Origin of the sequence: Vibrio sp. 2096 (assembly GCF_033339595.1) — a bacterium.
GTDB classification, from domain to species: Bacteria; Pseudomonadota; Gammaproteobacteria; order Enterobacterales; family Vibrionaceae; genus Vibrio; species Vibrio alginolyticus.
In genome coordinates this window covers 97,625-114,675 of sequence record NZ_JAWOUX010000011.1, presented here as the reverse complement: position 1 = coordinate 114,675, position 17,051 = coordinate 97,625, and the positions used below count along the sequence as shown (strand labels likewise).

Below are 17,051 nucleotides of genomic sequence, written 5' to 3'. Positions count from 1 at the left end.
TACTTGGATACAGGGTTCCGTTTTCTCTGACAATACTAATATTTTTGAGGTGCTATAGATGAGTGAAGCTGATGCTCGTCCATCAAACTTTATTCGCCAGATCATTGATAAAGATCTAGCGGATGGTAAACACACTAGCGTGCATACTCGATTCCCGCCGGAGCCAAATGGCTACCTGCATATCGGTCATGCTAAGTCTATCTGTTTGAACTTCGGTATTGCTCAGGACTACCAGGGTCAATGTAATCTGCGTTTCGACGATACAAACCCTGAAAAAGAAGACATCGAATACGTTGAGTCTATCAAGAAAGATGTAAACTGGTTGGGCTTTGAGTGGAGTGGTGAAGTATGTTACTCATCAAACTACTTCGATAAGCTTTACGAATATGCAATTGAATTGATTAACAAAGGCTTAGCGTACGTAGATGAGCTAAGTCCAGAGCAAATTCGTGAATACCGCGGCACACTAAAGGCGCCAGGTAAACCAAGTCCATACCGTGACCGTTCTGTTGAAGAGAACTTGGCGTTGTTTGAAAAAATGCGCGCTGGTGAATTTGAAGAAGGTAAAGCGTGTCTTCGTGCTAAAATCGACATGGGTTCTTCATTCATGGTCATGCGCGATCCAGTTTTATACCGTGTGCGTTTTGCTACGCACCACCAAACTGGTGATAAGTGGTGCATTTACCCAATGTACGACTTTACGCACTGTATTTCTGATGCATTAGAAGGCATTACGCACTCTATTTGTACGCTTGAATTCATGGATAACCGTCGTCTGTACGATTGGGTTCTAGACAACATCACGATCGAAAGCCGTCCACATCAATACGAGTTCAGTCGTTTAAACCTTGAATACACAGTGATGTCTAAGCGTAAGCTTAACCAGCTAGTTACTGAAAAACTGGTTAATGGTTGGGATGATCCACGTATGCCGACTGTCTCAGGTCTGCGTCGTCGTGGCTTCACACCTGCATCTATTCGTGAGTTTTGTAAGCGTATTGGTGTAACGAAGCAAGAAAATATGATCGAGTTTAGTTCATTAGAATCTTGTATTCGTGATGACCTAAACGAGAACGCTCCGCGTGCAATGGCTGTACTGGATCCTGTTAAAGTTGTTATCGAAAACTTTGAAGCAGGCGCAGTAGAAAACTTGACAGTTGCCAACCACCCAAATAAACCTGAAATGGGCGTGCGTGAAGTGCCATTCACGCGTGAATTGTGGATTGAGCGTGAAGACTTCCGTGAAGAAGCGAACAAAAAGTACAAGCGTTTAGTGCTAGGTAAAGAAGTTCGTTTACGTGGTGCTTACGTGATCAAAGCTGAGCGCGTTGAAAAAGATGCCGAAGGCAACATCACAACGATCTTCTGTTCTTACGATGCAGATACGCTAGGTAAAAACCCAGCAGATGGTCGTAAAGTGAAAGGCGTTATTCATTGGGTGTCAGCTGATAAAGCTCTTCCAGCGGAAATTCGTCTGTACGATCGTTTATTTACGGTGCCAAACCCAGGCGCAGCGGAAGATTTTGCTTCTACTATCAACCCTGAATCATTAGTTGTGATCAATGGCTTCGTCGAGCCTAGCCTAGCTTCTGCAGAAGCAGAAAAAGGTTACCAGTTTGAACGTATGGGTTACTTCTGTGCAGACTCTAAAGACTCTTCAGCAGATAATCTAGTATTCAACCGCACGGTTGGTCTACGTGATACCTGGGCAAAAATTGAGAATCAATAATCTCAATTAATGCTGAGAACGATGAAAAAATGCCAGCAAACGCTGGCATTTTTTATACCTAATCCCACAGAGTGCTATATAGATGTGCAAAACTGTGGAGAAAAAAGATGGGTGTTTAGTAGCTTTTGTTCTGTAACCAAAGTACTGACGTCTAAGGTACTGACTTCTAGAAACAAAAAACGCCAGCATGTGCTGACGTTTACTTTTTAAATTAACAAACCCTTATTTTTTCGGTTTGTGTGCATCTGGATTGTCTTTACAACCACCATCGCTACACTTGCCGTACAAGTATAAGCTGTGGTTTGTTAGTGTGACATTGTACTTAGCTGCAATCTCTTTTTGACGTTCTTCAATAAGATCGTCAGAAAATTCAATTACCTCACCACAGTCTAGGCACACTAGGTGGTCGTGGTGATGTTGAGTCGATAATTCGAAGACTGACTTTCCACCTTCAAAGTGGTGACGAGTTACAATACCAGCATCGTCGAACTGGTTTAGAACTCGGTAAACAGTTGCTAGGCCAATTTCTTCACCTAGATCAATCAACTTTTTGTACAAATCTTCAGCACTGATGTGCTGGCAGTCTGGCTGCTGAAGTACTTCTAGAATTTTTAGCCTCGGAAGGGTTACTTTTAAACCCGCATCCTTCAGCGCCTGATTATTATCTGACATATACTTTCCCGTTGGATCATCTGCAGCGATTTAACAGAATTCAATCTTCCTACCATTATAGGATAAGCGTTCGGAACATTAAACCACGAACTTCAAAGGGTTAATAGAATCTTTTTGTAAATTAGAAACAGGTCCATTATATTACAGCTCTGACCAGTTACAATTGTGTAACATTAAGCTTGGAGAGGGCAGGGATAGCGATGAATAGGCGACTAGCGAAGATATACAAACCAGGAATTGTAAAGTTCGCACTCAATATTTGGCCTCCTTTTTGGGGGGCGGGTATTAAAATCTTACATATTTCTCAAGACTTCCGTACTGTAAAGGTACGTTTAAAGCTTCGCTGGTGGAATAAAAATGCCAATCGCACCCAATATGGCGGCAGTATTTTCTCTTTAACTGATCCTATTTACTCGTTGATGCTGATGGGGATTCTACGAGAGGAATATTATGTGTGGGATAAAGAGGCAAGCATTAACTTTATTAAGCCGGGGCAAAGTGATTTGTTTGCAGAATTTGAGGTCACTGAAGGGATGCTGGAAAACATTTATCAAATGACACGGAATGGAGAAAAGTGCTTTCCTGAGTTTATTACTCATGTAAAAGATAAACAGGGGAATGTGGTTTCAGAGGTTCAACGCAAGCTTTATGTAAGAAAGAAACCTCAGTATCGCGAAAAGGAAGTACTTACCGATGCTGTGTGACAATACATACAAAAAGACCTCCAAGTGGAGGTCTTTGCATCATTCAATTTGATTAGCCTTCTAGCTCAGCTAAACACATCTCTTCATAGATCTGTTTAACCCAGCTTTCAACACGCTCGTCAGTCAATTCTGGTTGGCGGTCTTCATCAATACATAGACCTACGAATTGGCTTTCGTCACCTTCAACAAGTGCTTTAGACGCTTCAAATTCGTAGCCTTCTGTCGAGGTATGGCCAAGAATTGTGCCGCCTTTAGATTCAACGATATCACGGACTGTGCCCATCGCGTCACAGAAGTATTCTGCGTAGTCTTCTTGGTCGCCACAGCCAAAGATAGCCACTAGCTTAGTAGAGAAGTCGATTTGCTCAAGTTCAGGGAAGAAGTCATCCCAATCACATTGTGCTTCGCCGTAGTACCAAGTTGGGATACCTAGAAGAAGAAGATCGAAGTTATCAATGTCTTCTTTGCTGCTTTTCGCGATGTCTTGAACGTGAACTAGATGTTTACCTAGTTGCTTTTGAATCATCTTTGCAACGGCTTCAGTATTACCTGTGTCGCTACCGAAGAAGATACCTACACTTGCCATAGAGTCTATACCTTTACATTGTTTGTTATTGGCGATGCTACTAAGGGTTTAACCTAACCCTGAGCCTTCCCAAGTTAGCTGAATTACACCTTTTGCAATAAAGCCAGCACAGCCTAGGAAAAGGACTAACCACACAATACGACGACCAAAAACAGGTACATTGCCTTGCTTTAGCACATCTTTTATCGCCATCCCGATGAAAAAAAAGATAGCAGCAAAAAGAAGATCGAGTCCAATAGACTCGAGCATATCCATATAGTCGTAAAGCATTTTAGCCCTTCATGCCGAAAAATCTTGGGCGCACTATACCACTGTTAAACGGTAAAGTTAATGCACTACAAGAAGGGTTATTTCAATAATCTAGTGTTGCTTTTCGAATTTGTTAACTCGAAATGTATTTTCGAATGACTCTCATTACTTCTGTCGGTTTCTCGGCGTGTAACCAGTGACCAGTGCCAGCGATAATGTGTGCTTTAGCATGGTTAAATTGTCGCTTCACTGCTGGCTGATGTTCTGGCATTAAGTAGTCAGAGTCGCCGCCTTTGATAAACAAAGTTGGGATATCTGTTGGTGTGATTTCTTGCCAGCCAATAATTTGGTCATAATTCTCAAAAAGGCTCGGTACATTAAACCGCCAATCCATCTTATCGCCATTTTTGTACAGTGATTTAGAGAGAAATTGTCTTACACCATCGAGTTCAATATGTTGAGCTAGGATATCCATGGCTTGCTGTCGATTTGCTGGTTTTTCATTAATAACAGCATGTAAGCCGTTAAAAACATTATCGTGACGGTTCGTAGTGTAGGCAACAGGCGCCATGTCGAGAACCACTAACTGCTTGACTACATTTGGCGCAATGTCCACAAGAGCCATCGCGACTTTTCCGCCCATGGAGTGACCAATAACAATAGATGGCTCAACGTTTAAGTGCTGAAGGAGCTGAGCCACATCTTTTGCCATATCGGTATAGTTATGGACTTCGGAGTGGAAAGAGAGGCCGTGATTTCTCAGATCAATACTGATCACCGTGTGATCTTTAATAAGATCGCGGGCGAGTAGACCCAGATTACTTAAACTACCAAACAATCCGTGAATCAAAACAACTGTTTGGCCTTGGCCTTCCTGCTTATAGTTGAGTAATGCTGACATTTTATCTTATTCGTGATGGGTTTAACGTGGAGTATCCGCGTGGATCTCGTTATAATCCCCCAGAGTTTAAACATTGAGAATGTGAAAAGCGAATGAAAACAATTGAGGTTGATGAGGATCTATACCGTTATATAGCTAGTCAAACTAAGCATATCGGTGAAAGCGCCTCGGATATTTTGCGACGCCTTTTAAACCTTGATGGTCAGTTGCAGGAAGCTAAAGCCGCGCCTGTAGTAGAGAAGCCACAAGGGATTGTAGTAAGTAAAGATGCGGGTAAAACGGAATCTGTTGATGTAGTGAAAGAAATGCGTTCGCTGCTTATTTCTGATGAGTTTGCCGGTCTAAAAAAAGCGATTGATCGCTTTATGTTGGTATTATCGACCTTACATAAATTGAATCCAGAAGGTTTCGCCCAGGCTACGAATGTAAAAGGACGCAAACGCGTGTACTTTGCAGATAATGAAGAAACCTTGCTAGCAAACGGTAATACGACCAAGCCAAAAGCCATTCCTGGCACACCGTTTTGGGTTATCACGAATAACAATACAAGTCGTAAAAGACAGATGGTTGAACAAGTGATGGCACACATGGGGTTCCAACCTGACTTAATAGAAAAAGTAACAGGTTCAATCTAAGAAACCTGATAGAAGCCTCATAATGCGTCGCAGTGAGCGGATATTATGAGGCTTTTTTAATTTTATTTGTATTGAAAGAAAGGATGTCAAACATGGCTATGCACCCTCGTGCTGGGCAAAAAGCGCAGCAGGAAGATCTTCACAATATCCCAGCACTCGTTGCTAACTACTTCTTACTTCAACCAGACGCGGCAAACGCAGAACACAAAGTTCAATTTGGTACTTCTGGCCACCGCGGTACTGCAGACAAGTACACTTTTAACGAAAACCACATTTTAGCGATCGCTCAAGCGGTAGCAGAAGTTCGTTCTGAGCAAGGCACAATTGGCCCGTTGTTTGTGGGTAAAGACACTCATGCGCTATCTGAGCCTGCTTTCTCAAGTGTGATTGAAGTACTGATTGCAAACGGTGTGAAAGTGATTGTCCAACAAGACAACGGTTACACGCCAACACCGGGTATTTCACACGCGATTCTGACTTACAACATCAAACACGATGAAAAAGCAGACGGTATCGTTATTACCCCATCACATAACCCACCACAAGACGGCGGTATCAAATACAATCCGACACATGGTGGTCCTGCAGAAGCTGAGTTGACTCAAGCTATCGAAGATCGTGCGAACGAATTGATTGCTGGAGGTTTACAAGGTGTTAAACGCCTACCACTAGCAGAAGCAAAAGCATCGGATCTGTTTGTAGAGATGGACTTGGTGAAGCCATACATCGATGACCTGGTGAACGTTATTGATATGGAAGCAATCCAAAAAGCGAACCTGAAGATTGGTGTAGATCCATTGGGTGGCAGCGGTATCGATTACTGGCGTCAAATTGGTCAGGCATACAACCTAGACCTAACGCTAGTAAGTGAATCGATCGATCCTTCTTTCCAATTCATGTCGCTAGATAAAGACGGCGTTGTGCGTATGGACTGTTCTTCTCCTTACGCAATGGCGGGTCTATTGGCACTGAAAGACGAATACGATTTAGCATTTGGTAACGATCCTGACTACGACCGTCACGGTATCGTTACGCCAAAAGGTTTGATGAACCCGAACCACTTCTTAGCCGTTTGTATTGACTACTTGTACCGTCATCGTGACGCGTGGGGTAAAGATGTCGCTGTTGGTAAAACACTAGTTTCAAGTGCGCTGATTGACCGTGTTGTTGCGGATCTAGGTCGTGAGCTATGTGAAGTGCCTGTTGGTTTCAAATGGTTTGTAGACGGTCTGTACACTGGTAAGTTTGGTTTCGGCGGCGAAGAAAGTGCTGGTGCGTCTTTCCTTCGTAAAGATGGCACGCCTTGGTCAACAGACAAAGATGGCATCTTGCTATGCCTTCTAGCAGCAGAGATCACTGCGGTAACGGGTAAGAACCCACAAGATTACTATGAAGAGCTAGCGGCGAAGCACGGTGAGTCGAAGTACAACCGTATTCAAGCTGTAGCAAATGGCCCACAAAAAGACGTATTGAAGAAGTTGTCACCAGAAATGGTTGCGGCTGAAACTCTAGCAGGTGATGAGATCACTGCTCGTCTAACGCATGCACCAGGCAATGGTGCTGCGATTGGTGGCCTTAAAGTAACGACAGCTAACGGTTGGTTCGCTGCTCGTCCATCAGGCACAGAGGACATCTACAAGATTTACTGTGAAAGCTTCAAAGGTGAAGAGCACCTAAAACAAATCGAAGCAGAAGCACAAGAGATCGTTAATCAAGTGTTTGCAGCCGCTGGTTTGTAAAACATCCAATGGTCAATGTATCTAGCAAAGGGTTGATGTGAAAACATCAACCCTTTCATGTTTAAGTGCCCCGAACAGCTTTATCTCCGGGCCATGAATCTGGTACCACAAACCAGAATTGACCGTCTTCCGTTTGTGCGTGTATGAATCGATCTAAAGGCTTTTCAATAGGTTGAGAGAAATCGTCTGTACCGGTCGCCCAGCATGGTTTATGTAAATGATAAAGGGGTTTACTAATTAAATCCCATTGACTTTGATAGCACCAGTAACCACTAATCTGACTTGGATTTAATTCATAACCCAAGCACTCCTTAGGAGTTGGCTCTGGAGTAAACGGATTAATATAGAGTCGTCCTTGCATCATTAGGCGCTCTTCTGGAGAGTCGTTTAAAGGAATTATTTTTTGAAATTCCGGGCGATCGCTCATTTTCAGTTGATGCGTGAGCATTCTATCCAATTTCGCATGTAACTGGTCGTGAGCATTCGGGCCATACCAAATGCCGTTGTAAAGAAGATAAAACTTAATCGCCACTTCCCAATGTTCTATCTGATTTGATTCTGTATTCCGCAACACCAAATCTATAGCACCAATGGTCTTACCTTCGATGTCGTTTAACTGAACCTCTTCCGCGATAACCTGATATCGTTCTGAACTAGAGAGAACTGCAGTGCATAAGTGCTGATATAAAAAGCCCAATCTTGGATTACCATTGTATTGCTCAGTGTTCTTTAAAGGCGTTACCGTAAGATCCTCTAAGGTTGCAAACGGAGGGCGTAACTTGAAAAGCGGAGGTGAAGTGGCGATCCATTGGTAAAAGCGTTGCAGTTGGTTCATCCGTATCCCTAAATTTATGGTGAGGCGACAAGCTTTGTTATTGTAACTAAATTTGCTTTTGAGGGTAGGGTGGCTAGCATCGATATTAGGGTTCGAGATACACTTTAAAGACCTAAATGATATCAAGGTGCCAGATGTCAAAAACGTTGTTGTATCAACTAGGTTGCACTCTTTCGTCTGATTCCATCGAGAGGTTATTTAGGTTTACATGCGCTAGAAATTGGAAGTAATAATGAATAACTTAAAGCTAGAACAGATTCTTAATGACAAACTGTCACCGCAGTTAATTAAAGATTACGCGCCAAATGGGTTACAGGTAGAAGGGAAATCAGCGGTAAAGCGTGTTATCACTGGCGTAACCGCCTCTCAAGCCTTAATCGATAAAGCGATTGAGCTTAATGCAGACGCATTGCTTGTTCATCATGGCTATTTTTGGAAAGGTGAGCCTGAGCCAATTCGTGGCATGAAAGGTAAACGAATTCGTAGCCTGATCAAAAATGATATCAACTTATATGGTTATCACCTTCCTCTAGATATTCATCCAGAGCTAGGCAACAACGCTGAATTAGCTCGCTTACTTGAAATCGAAGTAGAAGGTGGGCTTGAAGGGCACCCTCAGTCAGTTGCTATGTTTGGGCGCTTGAAAAAGCCGATGTCTGGTGTTGAATTTGCGAGTAAGATCAACCAAGTTCTTGAAAGAGAGCCTCTGCATATCGCTCCAGAGAATACTGATAAGATGATTGAGACAGTCGGCTGGTGTACTGGTGGAGGGCAGGATTTCATTGAACTTGCTGTACAGCACGGGCTGGATGCATTTATCTCTGGAGAAATTTCAGAGCGCACCACTTATACTGCTCGTGAAATGGACATTCATTACTTTGCTGCAGGTCATCATGCTACTGAGCGTTATGGTGTTCAGGCCTTAGGCAAATGGCTAGCGGATGAATATGGCCTACATGTGGAGTTTATCGATATTGATAATCCGGTTTAGCGTTCTCCATTAATAACGTTAAACGCAAAAAAGAAAAAAGGGTTGAGACGAAAATCTCAACCCTTTTGTTTGTCTATCTTCGTACTAAAAGATCATTCACGTTCGTGAAGTGGAGAAAACTCACGTTGTGTTTCGCCAGTGTATAGCTGACGAGGACGACCGATGCGGTTCAGTGGATCGCTGTGCATTTCGTTCCAGTGAGCAATCCAGCCGATGGTACGAGAAATCGCGAAGATAACCGTAAACATAGAAACTGGAATACCAATCGCTTTAAGAATGATACCTGAGTAGAAGTCTACGTTCGGGTACAGCTTCTTAGACACGAAGTACTCATCAGAAAGTGCAATGCGCTCAAGTTCCATTGCAACGTCTAGCAGAGGGTCTTGAATGTTTAGCTCTTTGAGAACTTCATGACACGTTTCGCGCATTACTGTCGCACGTGGGTCGTAGTTCTTGTAAACGCGGTGACCAAAGCCCATTAAGCGGAATGGGTCATCTTTGTCTTTCGCGCGGTCTACATATTCAGGGATGTTATCGACGCTGCCAATCTCTTCTAGCATTCTCAAGCAGGCTTCGTTTGCGCCACCGTGAGCAGGCCCCCAAAGGGATGCAATACCAGCGGCAATACATGCAAATGGGTTCGCACCAGAAGAGCCAGCTAGGCGAACAGTTGATGTCGACGCATTCTGTTCGTGATCCGCGTGTAGAGTGAAAATCTTATCCATCGCACGGGCAACCACAGGATTTACTTCATACTCTTCGCAAGGGTTTGCGAACATCATATGCAAGAAGTTCTCTGCGTAGCTAAGGTCGTTACGAGGGTAAATAAATGGCTGACCGATAGAGTATTTGTAACACATCGCCGCCAGTGTTGGCATTTTTGACAGCAGACGGTACGCTGCAATTTCGCGGTGTTCGTCGTTGTTAATGTCAAGAGAGTCGTGATAGAAGGCTGCAAGTGCTCCAACTACACCACACATTACCGCCATTGGATGAGCATCGCGTCGGAAGCCATGGAAAAAGCTTGCGATTTGCTCGTGTACCATTGTGTGACGAGTAACGGTCGTTTTGAATTGCTCGTATTGTTCTCGGGTAGGGGCTTCACCATAAAGAAGGATGTAACATACTTCTAAGTAATCTGCGTTATTGGCTAATTGATCAATCGGGAAACCGCGGTGCAAAAGAATACCTTTGCCGCCATCGATGTACGTGATTGATGATTCACAAGATGCAGTGGCAAGAAAACCTGGGTCAAAAGTAAAGTAACCATTGGCTCCCAGCTTACGAACGTCAATTACAGGTGTACCTAGCGTACCGTCCATAATTGGCAGTTCGATTGGCGCTTGACCTTCAACATGAAGGGTCGCTTTCTTATCCGCCATAACAATCTCCTTTGTTTATTATTTAATCCGTCCAGGATGTTTATGTGCCATTTTTGTACTGTTGTTAAAGCTTAAAGTCAATTTTTCTCCATCTTTGTGTGCACTTGTTATGATTTTTCTCATGAAAATCGTTAAAAATCTGTTCTATGTAGCATAATTTGTTACACCAATTGTATTAGAATGTTGCTCGCCGTATATTGGCAAAGAAAATTTTAGTTAAATCCTTATAAATTCGGGGCTAGAAACAAAGAGTGAGGTTTGTTGCTGGATTCCGTTTGTTAACAACTTGTTTACAATTATCTGAGTGGTTACTCGCGATATTTGTTAAATAGATGTTAACTTTTGTACGTTTGGAAGCTGAAATTGGTTATAACAATAAATGCTCAATGGAGCTGAGTGAGCAAGCCCGTGAAAGAAAGAAAGTCAAGACCTGTTAATTTAGATTTACAGACCATCCACTTTCCTATCACAGCAATCGCATCCATCCTACACCGTGTGTCTGGGGTAATTACGTTTGTTGCGGTGGGTATATTACTGTGGTTACTATCCATTTCTCTGTCATCCCCAATGGGTTTTATGGAAGCCGCTGACATCGTCGATAGCTTCTTCGTAAAATTCATCCTGTGGGGAATTCTTACTGCACTTGCCTACCACATCGCAGGTGGTATCCGTCACTTATTGATGGATCTAGGTCACTTTGAAGAACTAGATTCAGGCACGATGAGCGCTAAAGTCGCGTTTGGTGCAACAGCAGTATTATCATTATTGGCGGGGATCTTGGTATGGTAAAACACGTATCTTCATTTGGTCGTAATGGTGTACACGATTTCCTACTAATTCGTGCAACTGCAATCATTATGACGCTATACACGATTTATCTGATTAGCTTCTGTGCATTTTCAGATATCTCTTACGCATCTTGGACCCAATTCTTTGGTGGTACCTTCACTAAAGTATTCACCATGTTGGCACTTGTCTCGATCCTGATTCACGCTTGGGTTGGTTTGTGGCAAGTATTAACTGATTACATTAAGTGCGCGAAACTACGTGGCGCACTACAACTTGGTGTTATTGCCGTGCTATTCGGCTATGTCTTCTCTGGTCTATTTATTCTGTGGGGTGCGTAAGTGTCTATTCCAGTTCGTGAGTTTGATGCCGTAGTAATCGGCGCTGGTGGTGCAGGTATGCGCGCTGCACTACAAATTTCAGAGCAAGGCCTATCATGTGCTTTGTTGTCAAAAGTATTTCCAACACGTTCTCATACTGTGTCTGCACAGGGCGGCATTACCGTTGCTCTGGGTAACTCGCACAAAGACGATTGGCAATGGCACATGTACGATACCGTTAAAGGTTCCGACTACATCGGTGACCAGAACGCGATTGAATACATGTGTAAAAATGGTCCTGAGTCAGTTATCGAGCTTGAAAAAATGGGTCTTCCATTCTCTCGTTTTGATAACGGTACCATATACCAGCGTCCATTCGGTGGCCAATCTAAAGAGTTTGGTGGTGAGCAGGCTGCTCGTACAGCCGCTGCTGCAGACCGTACTGGTCACGCACTTCTTCACACGCTTTACCAGCAAAACGTAAAACACAAAACAACCATCTTCTCGGAGTGGTACGCTTTGGATCTTGTGAAAAACCAAGACGGCGCAATCATGGGTTGTACTGCGATTTGTATGGAAACGGGTGAAATCTGTTACTTCAAATCGAAAGCAACCATTCTAGCTACAGGTGGTGCAGGTCGTATTTACGCATCGACCACTAACGCGCACATCAACACGGGTGATGGCGTTGGTATGGCACTTCGCGCAGGCGTTCCAATGCAAGACATGGAAATGTGGCAGTTCCACCCAACAGGTATTGCTGGCGCGGGTGTTCTAGTGACGGAAGGTTGTCGTGGTGAAGGTGGTTACCTTCTAAATAAAGATGGTGAACGCTTCATGGAGCGCTACGCACCAAACGCGAAAGACCTTGCTGGTCGTGACGTGGTTGCTCGTTCAATGATGATTGAAATTCGTGAAGGCCGCGGCTGTGATGGTCCTTGGGGTCCACATATCAAGTTGAAACTTGATCACCTTGGTAAAGAAGTACTTGAATCACGTCTACCAGGTATCTGTGAACTGTCTCGTACATTTGCACACGTTGACCCAGTGAAAGAGCCAATTCCAGTAATTCCAACTTGTCACTACATGATGGGTGGTGTACCTACTCAAGTCTCTGGCCAAGCAATTAAGCAGAAGGCCGACGGTAGCGAGATGGAAGTACAAGGCCTTTACGCATGTGGTGAGATTGCTTCTGTATCGGTACACGGTGCTAACCGTCTGGGCGGCAACTCATTACTAGACTTGGTCGTATTTGGTCGTGCTACTGGCTTGCACCTTGGCGAAACGCTAGCAGCGCAAGCAGAAGCTCGTCCTGCAACAGAATCTGATATTGAAGCGTCTCTAGCGCGTACTATGCGTTGGGAAAACAGCACTGGTGGTGAAGATCCAGTTCAGATTCGTAAAGACCTACAAGCATGCATGCAAAACAGCTTCTCGGTATTCCGTGAAGGCGATGCGATGGCAACCGGTCTAGAAGAGTTGAAAGTGATTCGCGAACGTTTGAAAGACGCGCATCTAGCGGACAAGTCTTCAGAGTTCAACACGCAGCGTATCGAGTGTCTAGAACTTGATAACCTGATGGAAACCGCGTTTTCAACTGCCGTTGCAGCGAACTACCGTACAGAGAGTCGTGGCGCACATGCTCGTTTCGATTTCCCTGAGCGTGATGATGAGAACTGGCTATGCCACTCTATCTACAATCCGGAAACAGAAGCGATGACTAAGCGTGATGTGAACATGACGCCAACGCATCGTGAAGCTTTCCCGCCGAAAGTACGTACATACTAAAGGGAGGATACGACTATGAAATTAAACTTCTCTTTATACCGTTACAATCCGGATGTGGATACTAAGCCTTACATGAAAGAGTATACCCTTGAGGTAGACGAAGGCTCAGACATGATGGTGCTTGATGCATTGATTCTGCTAAAAGAGCAAGATCCAAGCATCGCGTTCCGTCGCTCATGCCGTGAAGGGGTATGTGGTTCTGATGGTTTGAATATGAATGGTAAAAACGGCCTAGCGTGTATCACACCGTTATCTGCTCTACAAGGCGATAAGATAGTTATTCGTCCACTACCAGGGTTACCTGTCGTGCGCGATCTTATCGTTGACATGACGCAGTTCTATGATAACTATGCGAAAGTTAAACCATTCTTGATTGATGATGGTGCATTACCACCATCACGTGAGAATCTACAATCGCCTGATGACCGTGCGCATTTAGATGGATTGTACGAATGTATCATGTGTGCATGTTGTACAACGTCTTGCCCATCATTCTGGTGGAACCCTGATAAATTCATCGGCCCAGCTGGTCTTCTCGCAGCGTACCGTTGGCTAATTGATAGCCGCGATACGGCAACAGATGAACGTTTGTCTGATCTTGATGATGCATTTAGCGTTTTTCGTTGCCATGGCATCATGAATTGTGTAAGTGTTTGTCCTAAGGGATTAAATCCGACGAAAGCCATCGGTCACATTAAGTCGATGTTGGTTAATCGTTCGGTTTAATTTACTCGCTCTTAGGAATGTCGCAGTGTTGCGGATCACCCGATATGACCGCTTCACTGCTTCAGTAATATTCGAGTAAAGAATACAAAAATTGCCGACCGTATTTTTAGTCGGCTCTTATAGCTCGGCAAAGACCGAAGCAAACGTGAAAACTACTGGTTAAGGGAAAATATGCACAACGGCGTGATGAAGGCATGGCTCGAGTCTTCACACTTGGCTGGCGCCAATGCAACGTATGTAGAGGACCTCTACGAACTGTATCTAAGTGATCCCGATCTGGTAAGTGAGGAGTGGAAACGTGTTTTTGAAGGCTTGCCTAAGCCATCAGAAGAAGTGGCAGAACAACCACATTCACGTGTCCGTGACTACTTCCGACGACTCGCTAGAGAAACAAAGCATTACAATGTCCAAGTTAGTGACCCAGATGTCGATGCAAAACAAGTAAAAGTTCTACAGCTAATCAACGCATACCGTTTCCGCGGGCATGAAGCTGCAGAATTAGACCCACTAGGTCTATGGCAACGCCCAACCGTGGCGGAGTTAGACCCTGCTTTTCATAATCTTACCGAAGATGACTTCGAAGAAACTTTCAACGTAGGTTCTTTTGCTGTTGGGCAAGAAACCATGAAGTTGAAAGATATCTATGAAGCCCTCAACAAAACTTATTGCGGTTCCATCGGTGCTGAATACATGCACATGACTGACACAGAGCAAAAGCGTTGGATTCAGCAACGCCTTGAGTCTGTCGTAGGCCAGCCATCATTCAACAAAGATGAGAAGCGCACATTCCTAGAAGAGCTAACAGCCGCTGAAGGTTTGGAGCGTTACCTCGGGGCGAAATTCCCAGGTGCAAAACGTTTCTCTTTAGAAGGTGGTGATGCGCTGATTCCGATGACGAAAGAGTTGATCCGTCATGCGGGTACAAGTGGAATGCGTGAAGTGGTTATCGGTATGGCTCACCGCGGTCGTTTGAACATGCTGGTGAACGTACTTGGTAAGAAACCTCAAGACCTGTTTGATGAGTTCGCAGGTAAACACGACGAAACTTGGGGTACGGGTGATGTGAAATATCACCAAGGTTTCTCTGCTGATTTTGCGACTCCAGGCGGTGATGTTCACTTAGCACTTGCATTTAACCCGTCGCACCTAGAAATCGTAAACCCGGTAGTCATGGGCTCAGTTCGAGCACGTCAAGACCGCTTGGGTGATAATCAAGGTAGCAAAGTGCTTCCTATCACCATCCATGGTGATTCAGCAATCGCTGGTCAGGGTGTGGTTGCCGAAACGTTCAATATGTCTCTTGCTCGTGGGTTCCAAGTTGGTGGTACGGTACGCATCGTCATCAACAACCAAGTAGGCTTTACGACGTCTAATCCTCGTGACACGCGTTCTACGATGTACTGTACCGATATCGCGAAGATGGTGCAGGCGCCAATTTTCCATGTAAATGCAGATGACCCAGAAGCAGTTGCTTTTGTTACTCGCATTGCATTGGATTACCGTAACGAGTTCAAGCGCGATGTCGTGATCGATCTTGTATGTTACCGTCGCCACGGCCACAATGAGGCGGATGAGCCAAATGCGACTCAGCCTTTGATGTACCAGAAAATCAAAAAGCATCCTACACCACGCAAATTGTATGCAGATGTTCTGATCGACAAAAATGAGTCAGATATCGAGACGGCGACTCAGTTAGTCAATGAGTATCGCGATGCATTAGATCGCGGTGAAGTGGTTGTTAAAGAATGGCGTCCAATGGCGTTGCACTCTGTAGACTGGTCCCCTTACTTAGGGCACGAATGGGATATGGAGTGGGATTCAAAATACGACAAGACACGCCTTATTGAGCTAGGCAATCGTCTGTGTCAGTACCCAGAAAGCCATAAACTGCAAAGCCGTGTTAATAAGCTATACAACGATCGTCTAGCAATGATGACCGGTGAAAAAGCTATTGACTGGGGTATGGCTGAAACATTGGCGTATGCTACATTGGTTGACGATGGCAAGCGTATTCGTCTTTCTGGTCAGGACTCGGGGCGTGGTACTTTCTTCCACCGTCACTCGGTTCTTCATAACCAAACCGATGCAAGCACTTACATTCCATTAGCGAATATTCATGACAACCAAGGGCCATTCCAAGTCTTTGACTCAGTATTGTCAGAAGAAGCTGTGTTGGCGTTTGAATACGGTTACGCAACAGCCGAACCAGGTGGTTTAACTATCTGGGAAGCACAGTTTGGTGATTTTGCCAACGGTGCACAAGTTGTTATCGACCAGTTTATCTCGTCAGGCGAGCAAAAGTGGGCGCGTTTGTGCGGTCTTACTATGCTTCTACCTCATGGTTATGAAGGTCAAGGTCCTGAGCACTCATCTGCACGTTTAGAGCGTTACCTTCAGCTTTGTGCTGAGCAAAATATGCAGGTTGTGGTTCCTTCAACACCGGCTCAGGTGTACCACATGATTCGTCGTCAGGTTGTACGCCCAATGCGTCGACCTCTCATTGTAATGTCGCCGAAATCTTTGCTGCGCCACCCTCTATGTACTTCAACGATTGAAGACTTGGCGGATGGTACATTCCAATCTGCAATTCCAGAAGTAGATGATTTAGAACCAAGCAAAGTGAAACGTGTCGTGTTCTGTGCTGGTAAGGTTTACTTTGACCTACTAGAGCAGCGCCGTAACAACGAGCAAGACGATGTTGCTATCGTGCGTATTGAACAGCTTTACCCATTCCCAATGGAAGAAGTACAAGCAGCAATTGCTCAATACACTAACGTTGAAGACTTCGTGTGGTGTCAGGAAGAACCTCAGAACCAAGGTGCTTGGTACTGTAGCCAACATAACTTCCGTGCCGCTATTCCTGCAGGTGCAAATCTTAAATACGCAGGTCGCCCAGCTTCTGCTTCGCCAGCAGTTGGCTACATGTCGGTGCACTTGAAACAACAAAAAGCGTTGGTTGAAGACGCTCTGAACGTGAACTCAAAAACTTCGAATTAAGAACTAGAAGT

16 protein-coding genes are annotated in these 17,051 nt (G+C 44.5%); 10 read left to right on the top strand and 6 right to left on the bottom strand.

Translation table 11 applies throughout. The features are described 5' to 3' along the window. The first annotated feature begins 58 nt into the window (after positions 1 to 58). On the top strand, positions 59 to 1,729 hold the full coding sequence (gene glnS / locus R7Q41_RS18765) for a glutamine--tRNA ligase (protein WP_005382124.1): 1,671 nt from the start codon (positions 59 to 61) through the stop codon (positions 1,727 to 1,729). Between the two features lie 222 nt (positions 1,730 to 1,951). On the opposite strand, the gene fcrX is transcribed toward glnS, so the two are convergent. Further along, complete coding sequence (gene fcrX, locus R7Q41_RS18760) at positions 1,952 to 2,401, bottom strand: ferric iron uptake transcriptional regulator FcrX (protein ID WP_005382141.1); 450 nt, start codon at positions 2,399 to 2,401, stop codon at positions 1,952 to 1,954. A gap of 200 nt (positions 2,402 to 2,601) precedes the next feature. Here fcrX and R7Q41_RS18755 point away from each other — a divergent pair, with 200 nt between their 5' ends. Next, on the top strand, positions 2,602 to 3,105 hold the full coding sequence (locus R7Q41_RS18755) for a DUF4442 domain-containing protein (protein WP_047102889.1): 504 nt from the start codon (positions 2,602 to 2,604) through the stop codon (positions 3,103 to 3,105). A gap of 52 nt (positions 3,106 to 3,157) precedes the next feature. Here R7Q41_RS18755 and fldA read toward each other — a convergent pair whose 3' ends face one another. The 3 genes from fldA to R7Q41_RS18740 all read right to left on the bottom strand — a co-directional run bounded on the left by fldA (position 3,158) and on the right by R7Q41_RS18740 (position 4,841). After that, positions 3,158 to 3,691: a flavodoxin FldA gene (gene fldA / locus R7Q41_RS18750; protein ID WP_005382146.1), complete on the bottom strand. Its 534-nt coding sequence runs from the start codon at positions 3,689 to 3,691 to the stop codon at positions 3,158 to 3,160. A 48-nt stretch (positions 3,692 to 3,739) separates the two neighbouring features. Continuing rightward, positions 3,740 to 3,961: a DUF2788 domain-containing protein gene (locus R7Q41_RS18745; RefSeq protein ID WP_005393038.1), complete on the bottom strand. Its 222-nt coding sequence runs from the start codon at positions 3,959 to 3,961 to the stop codon at positions 3,740 to 3,742. 112 nt (positions 3,962 to 4,073) lie between these two features. Then, positions 4,074 to 4,841, bottom strand: a complete 768-nt coding sequence (locus tag R7Q41_RS18740; RefSeq protein WP_017819953.1) for an alpha/beta fold hydrolase — start codon at positions 4,839 to 4,841, stop codon at positions 4,074 to 4,076. Between the two features lie 92 nt (positions 4,842 to 4,933). Here R7Q41_RS18740 and seqA point away from each other — a divergent pair, with 92 nt between their 5' ends. Beyond that, positions 4,934 to 5,476, top strand: a complete 543-nt coding sequence (gene seqA / locus R7Q41_RS18735; RefSeq protein ID WP_005382149.1) for a replication initiation negative regulator SeqA — start codon at positions 4,934 to 4,936, stop codon at positions 5,474 to 5,476. A gap of 92 nt (positions 5,477 to 5,568) precedes the next feature. Beyond that, a complete protein-coding gene (gene pgm, locus R7Q41_RS18730) occupies positions 5,569 to 7,215 on the top strand; it encodes a phosphoglucomutase (alpha-D-glucose-1,6-bisphosphate-dependent) (protein WP_318144625.1) in 1,647 nt (548 codons plus the stop codon). Between the two features lie 61 nt (positions 7,216 to 7,276). Here the strand turns inward: pgm and R7Q41_RS18725 are convergent, their stop codons facing one another. Beyond that, the gene (locus R7Q41_RS18725) at positions 7,277 to 8,050 is read right to left on the bottom strand and encodes a DUF1853 family protein (RefSeq protein ID WP_047102887.1); all 774 of its coding nucleotides are present in this window, start codon (positions 8,048 to 8,050) and stop codon (positions 7,277 to 7,279) included. Positions 8,051 to 8,282: 232 nt separating this feature from the next. Here R7Q41_RS18725 and R7Q41_RS18720 point away from each other — a divergent pair, with 232 nt between their 5' ends. Further along, positions 8,283 to 9,041 (top strand): Nif3-like dinuclear metal center hexameric protein, encoded by a 759-nt coding sequence (locus R7Q41_RS18720; protein ID WP_005382162.1) that lies wholly within the window; start codon positions 8,283 to 8,285, stop codon positions 9,039 to 9,041. Between the two features lie 92 nt (positions 9,042 to 9,133). On the opposite strand, the gene R7Q41_RS18715 is transcribed toward R7Q41_RS18720, so the two are convergent. After that, a complete protein-coding gene (locus R7Q41_RS18715) occupies positions 9,134 to 10,423 on the bottom strand; it encodes a citrate synthase (RefSeq protein WP_005382163.1) in 1,290 nt (429 codons plus the stop codon). A gap of 396 nt (positions 10,424 to 10,819) precedes the next feature. Between R7Q41_RS18715 and sdhC the strand changes: the two genes are divergently transcribed. The 5 genes from sdhC (at position 10,820) to sucA (ending at position 17,040) form a co-directional block, all read left to right on the top strand. Further along, a complete protein-coding gene (gene sdhC / locus R7Q41_RS18710) occupies positions 10,820 to 11,212 on the top strand; it encodes a succinate dehydrogenase cytochrome b556 subunit (RefSeq protein WP_017634811.1) in 393 nt (130 codons plus the stop codon). Continuing rightward, positions 11,206 to 11,550: a succinate dehydrogenase, hydrophobic membrane anchor protein gene (sdhD, locus tag R7Q41_RS18705; RefSeq protein ID WP_005382169.1), complete on the top strand. Its 345-nt coding sequence runs from the start codon at positions 11,206 to 11,208 to the stop codon at positions 11,548 to 11,550. Before sdhC ends, sdhD begins: the two co-directional genes overlap by 7 nt. Then, positions 11,551 to 13,317 (top strand): succinate dehydrogenase flavoprotein subunit, encoded by a 1,767-nt coding sequence (sdhA, locus tag R7Q41_RS18700; protein ID WP_005382172.1) that lies wholly within the window; start codon positions 11,551 to 11,553, stop codon positions 13,315 to 13,317. A gap of 15 nt (positions 13,318 to 13,332) precedes the next feature. Continuing rightward, positions 13,333 to 14,043 (top strand): succinate dehydrogenase iron-sulfur subunit, encoded by a 711-nt coding sequence (locus R7Q41_RS18695; RefSeq protein ID WP_005382174.1) that lies wholly within the window; start codon positions 13,333 to 13,335, stop codon positions 14,041 to 14,043. Positions 14,044 to 14,214: 171 nt separating this feature from the next. Continuing rightward, the gene (gene sucA, locus R7Q41_RS18690; protein ID WP_005382176.1) at positions 14,215 to 17,040 is read left to right on the top strand and encodes a 2-oxoglutarate dehydrogenase E1 component; all 2,826 of its coding nucleotides are present in this window, start codon (positions 14,215 to 14,217) and stop codon (positions 17,038 to 17,040) included. Positions 17,041 to 17,051: the final 11 nt, after the last annotated feature.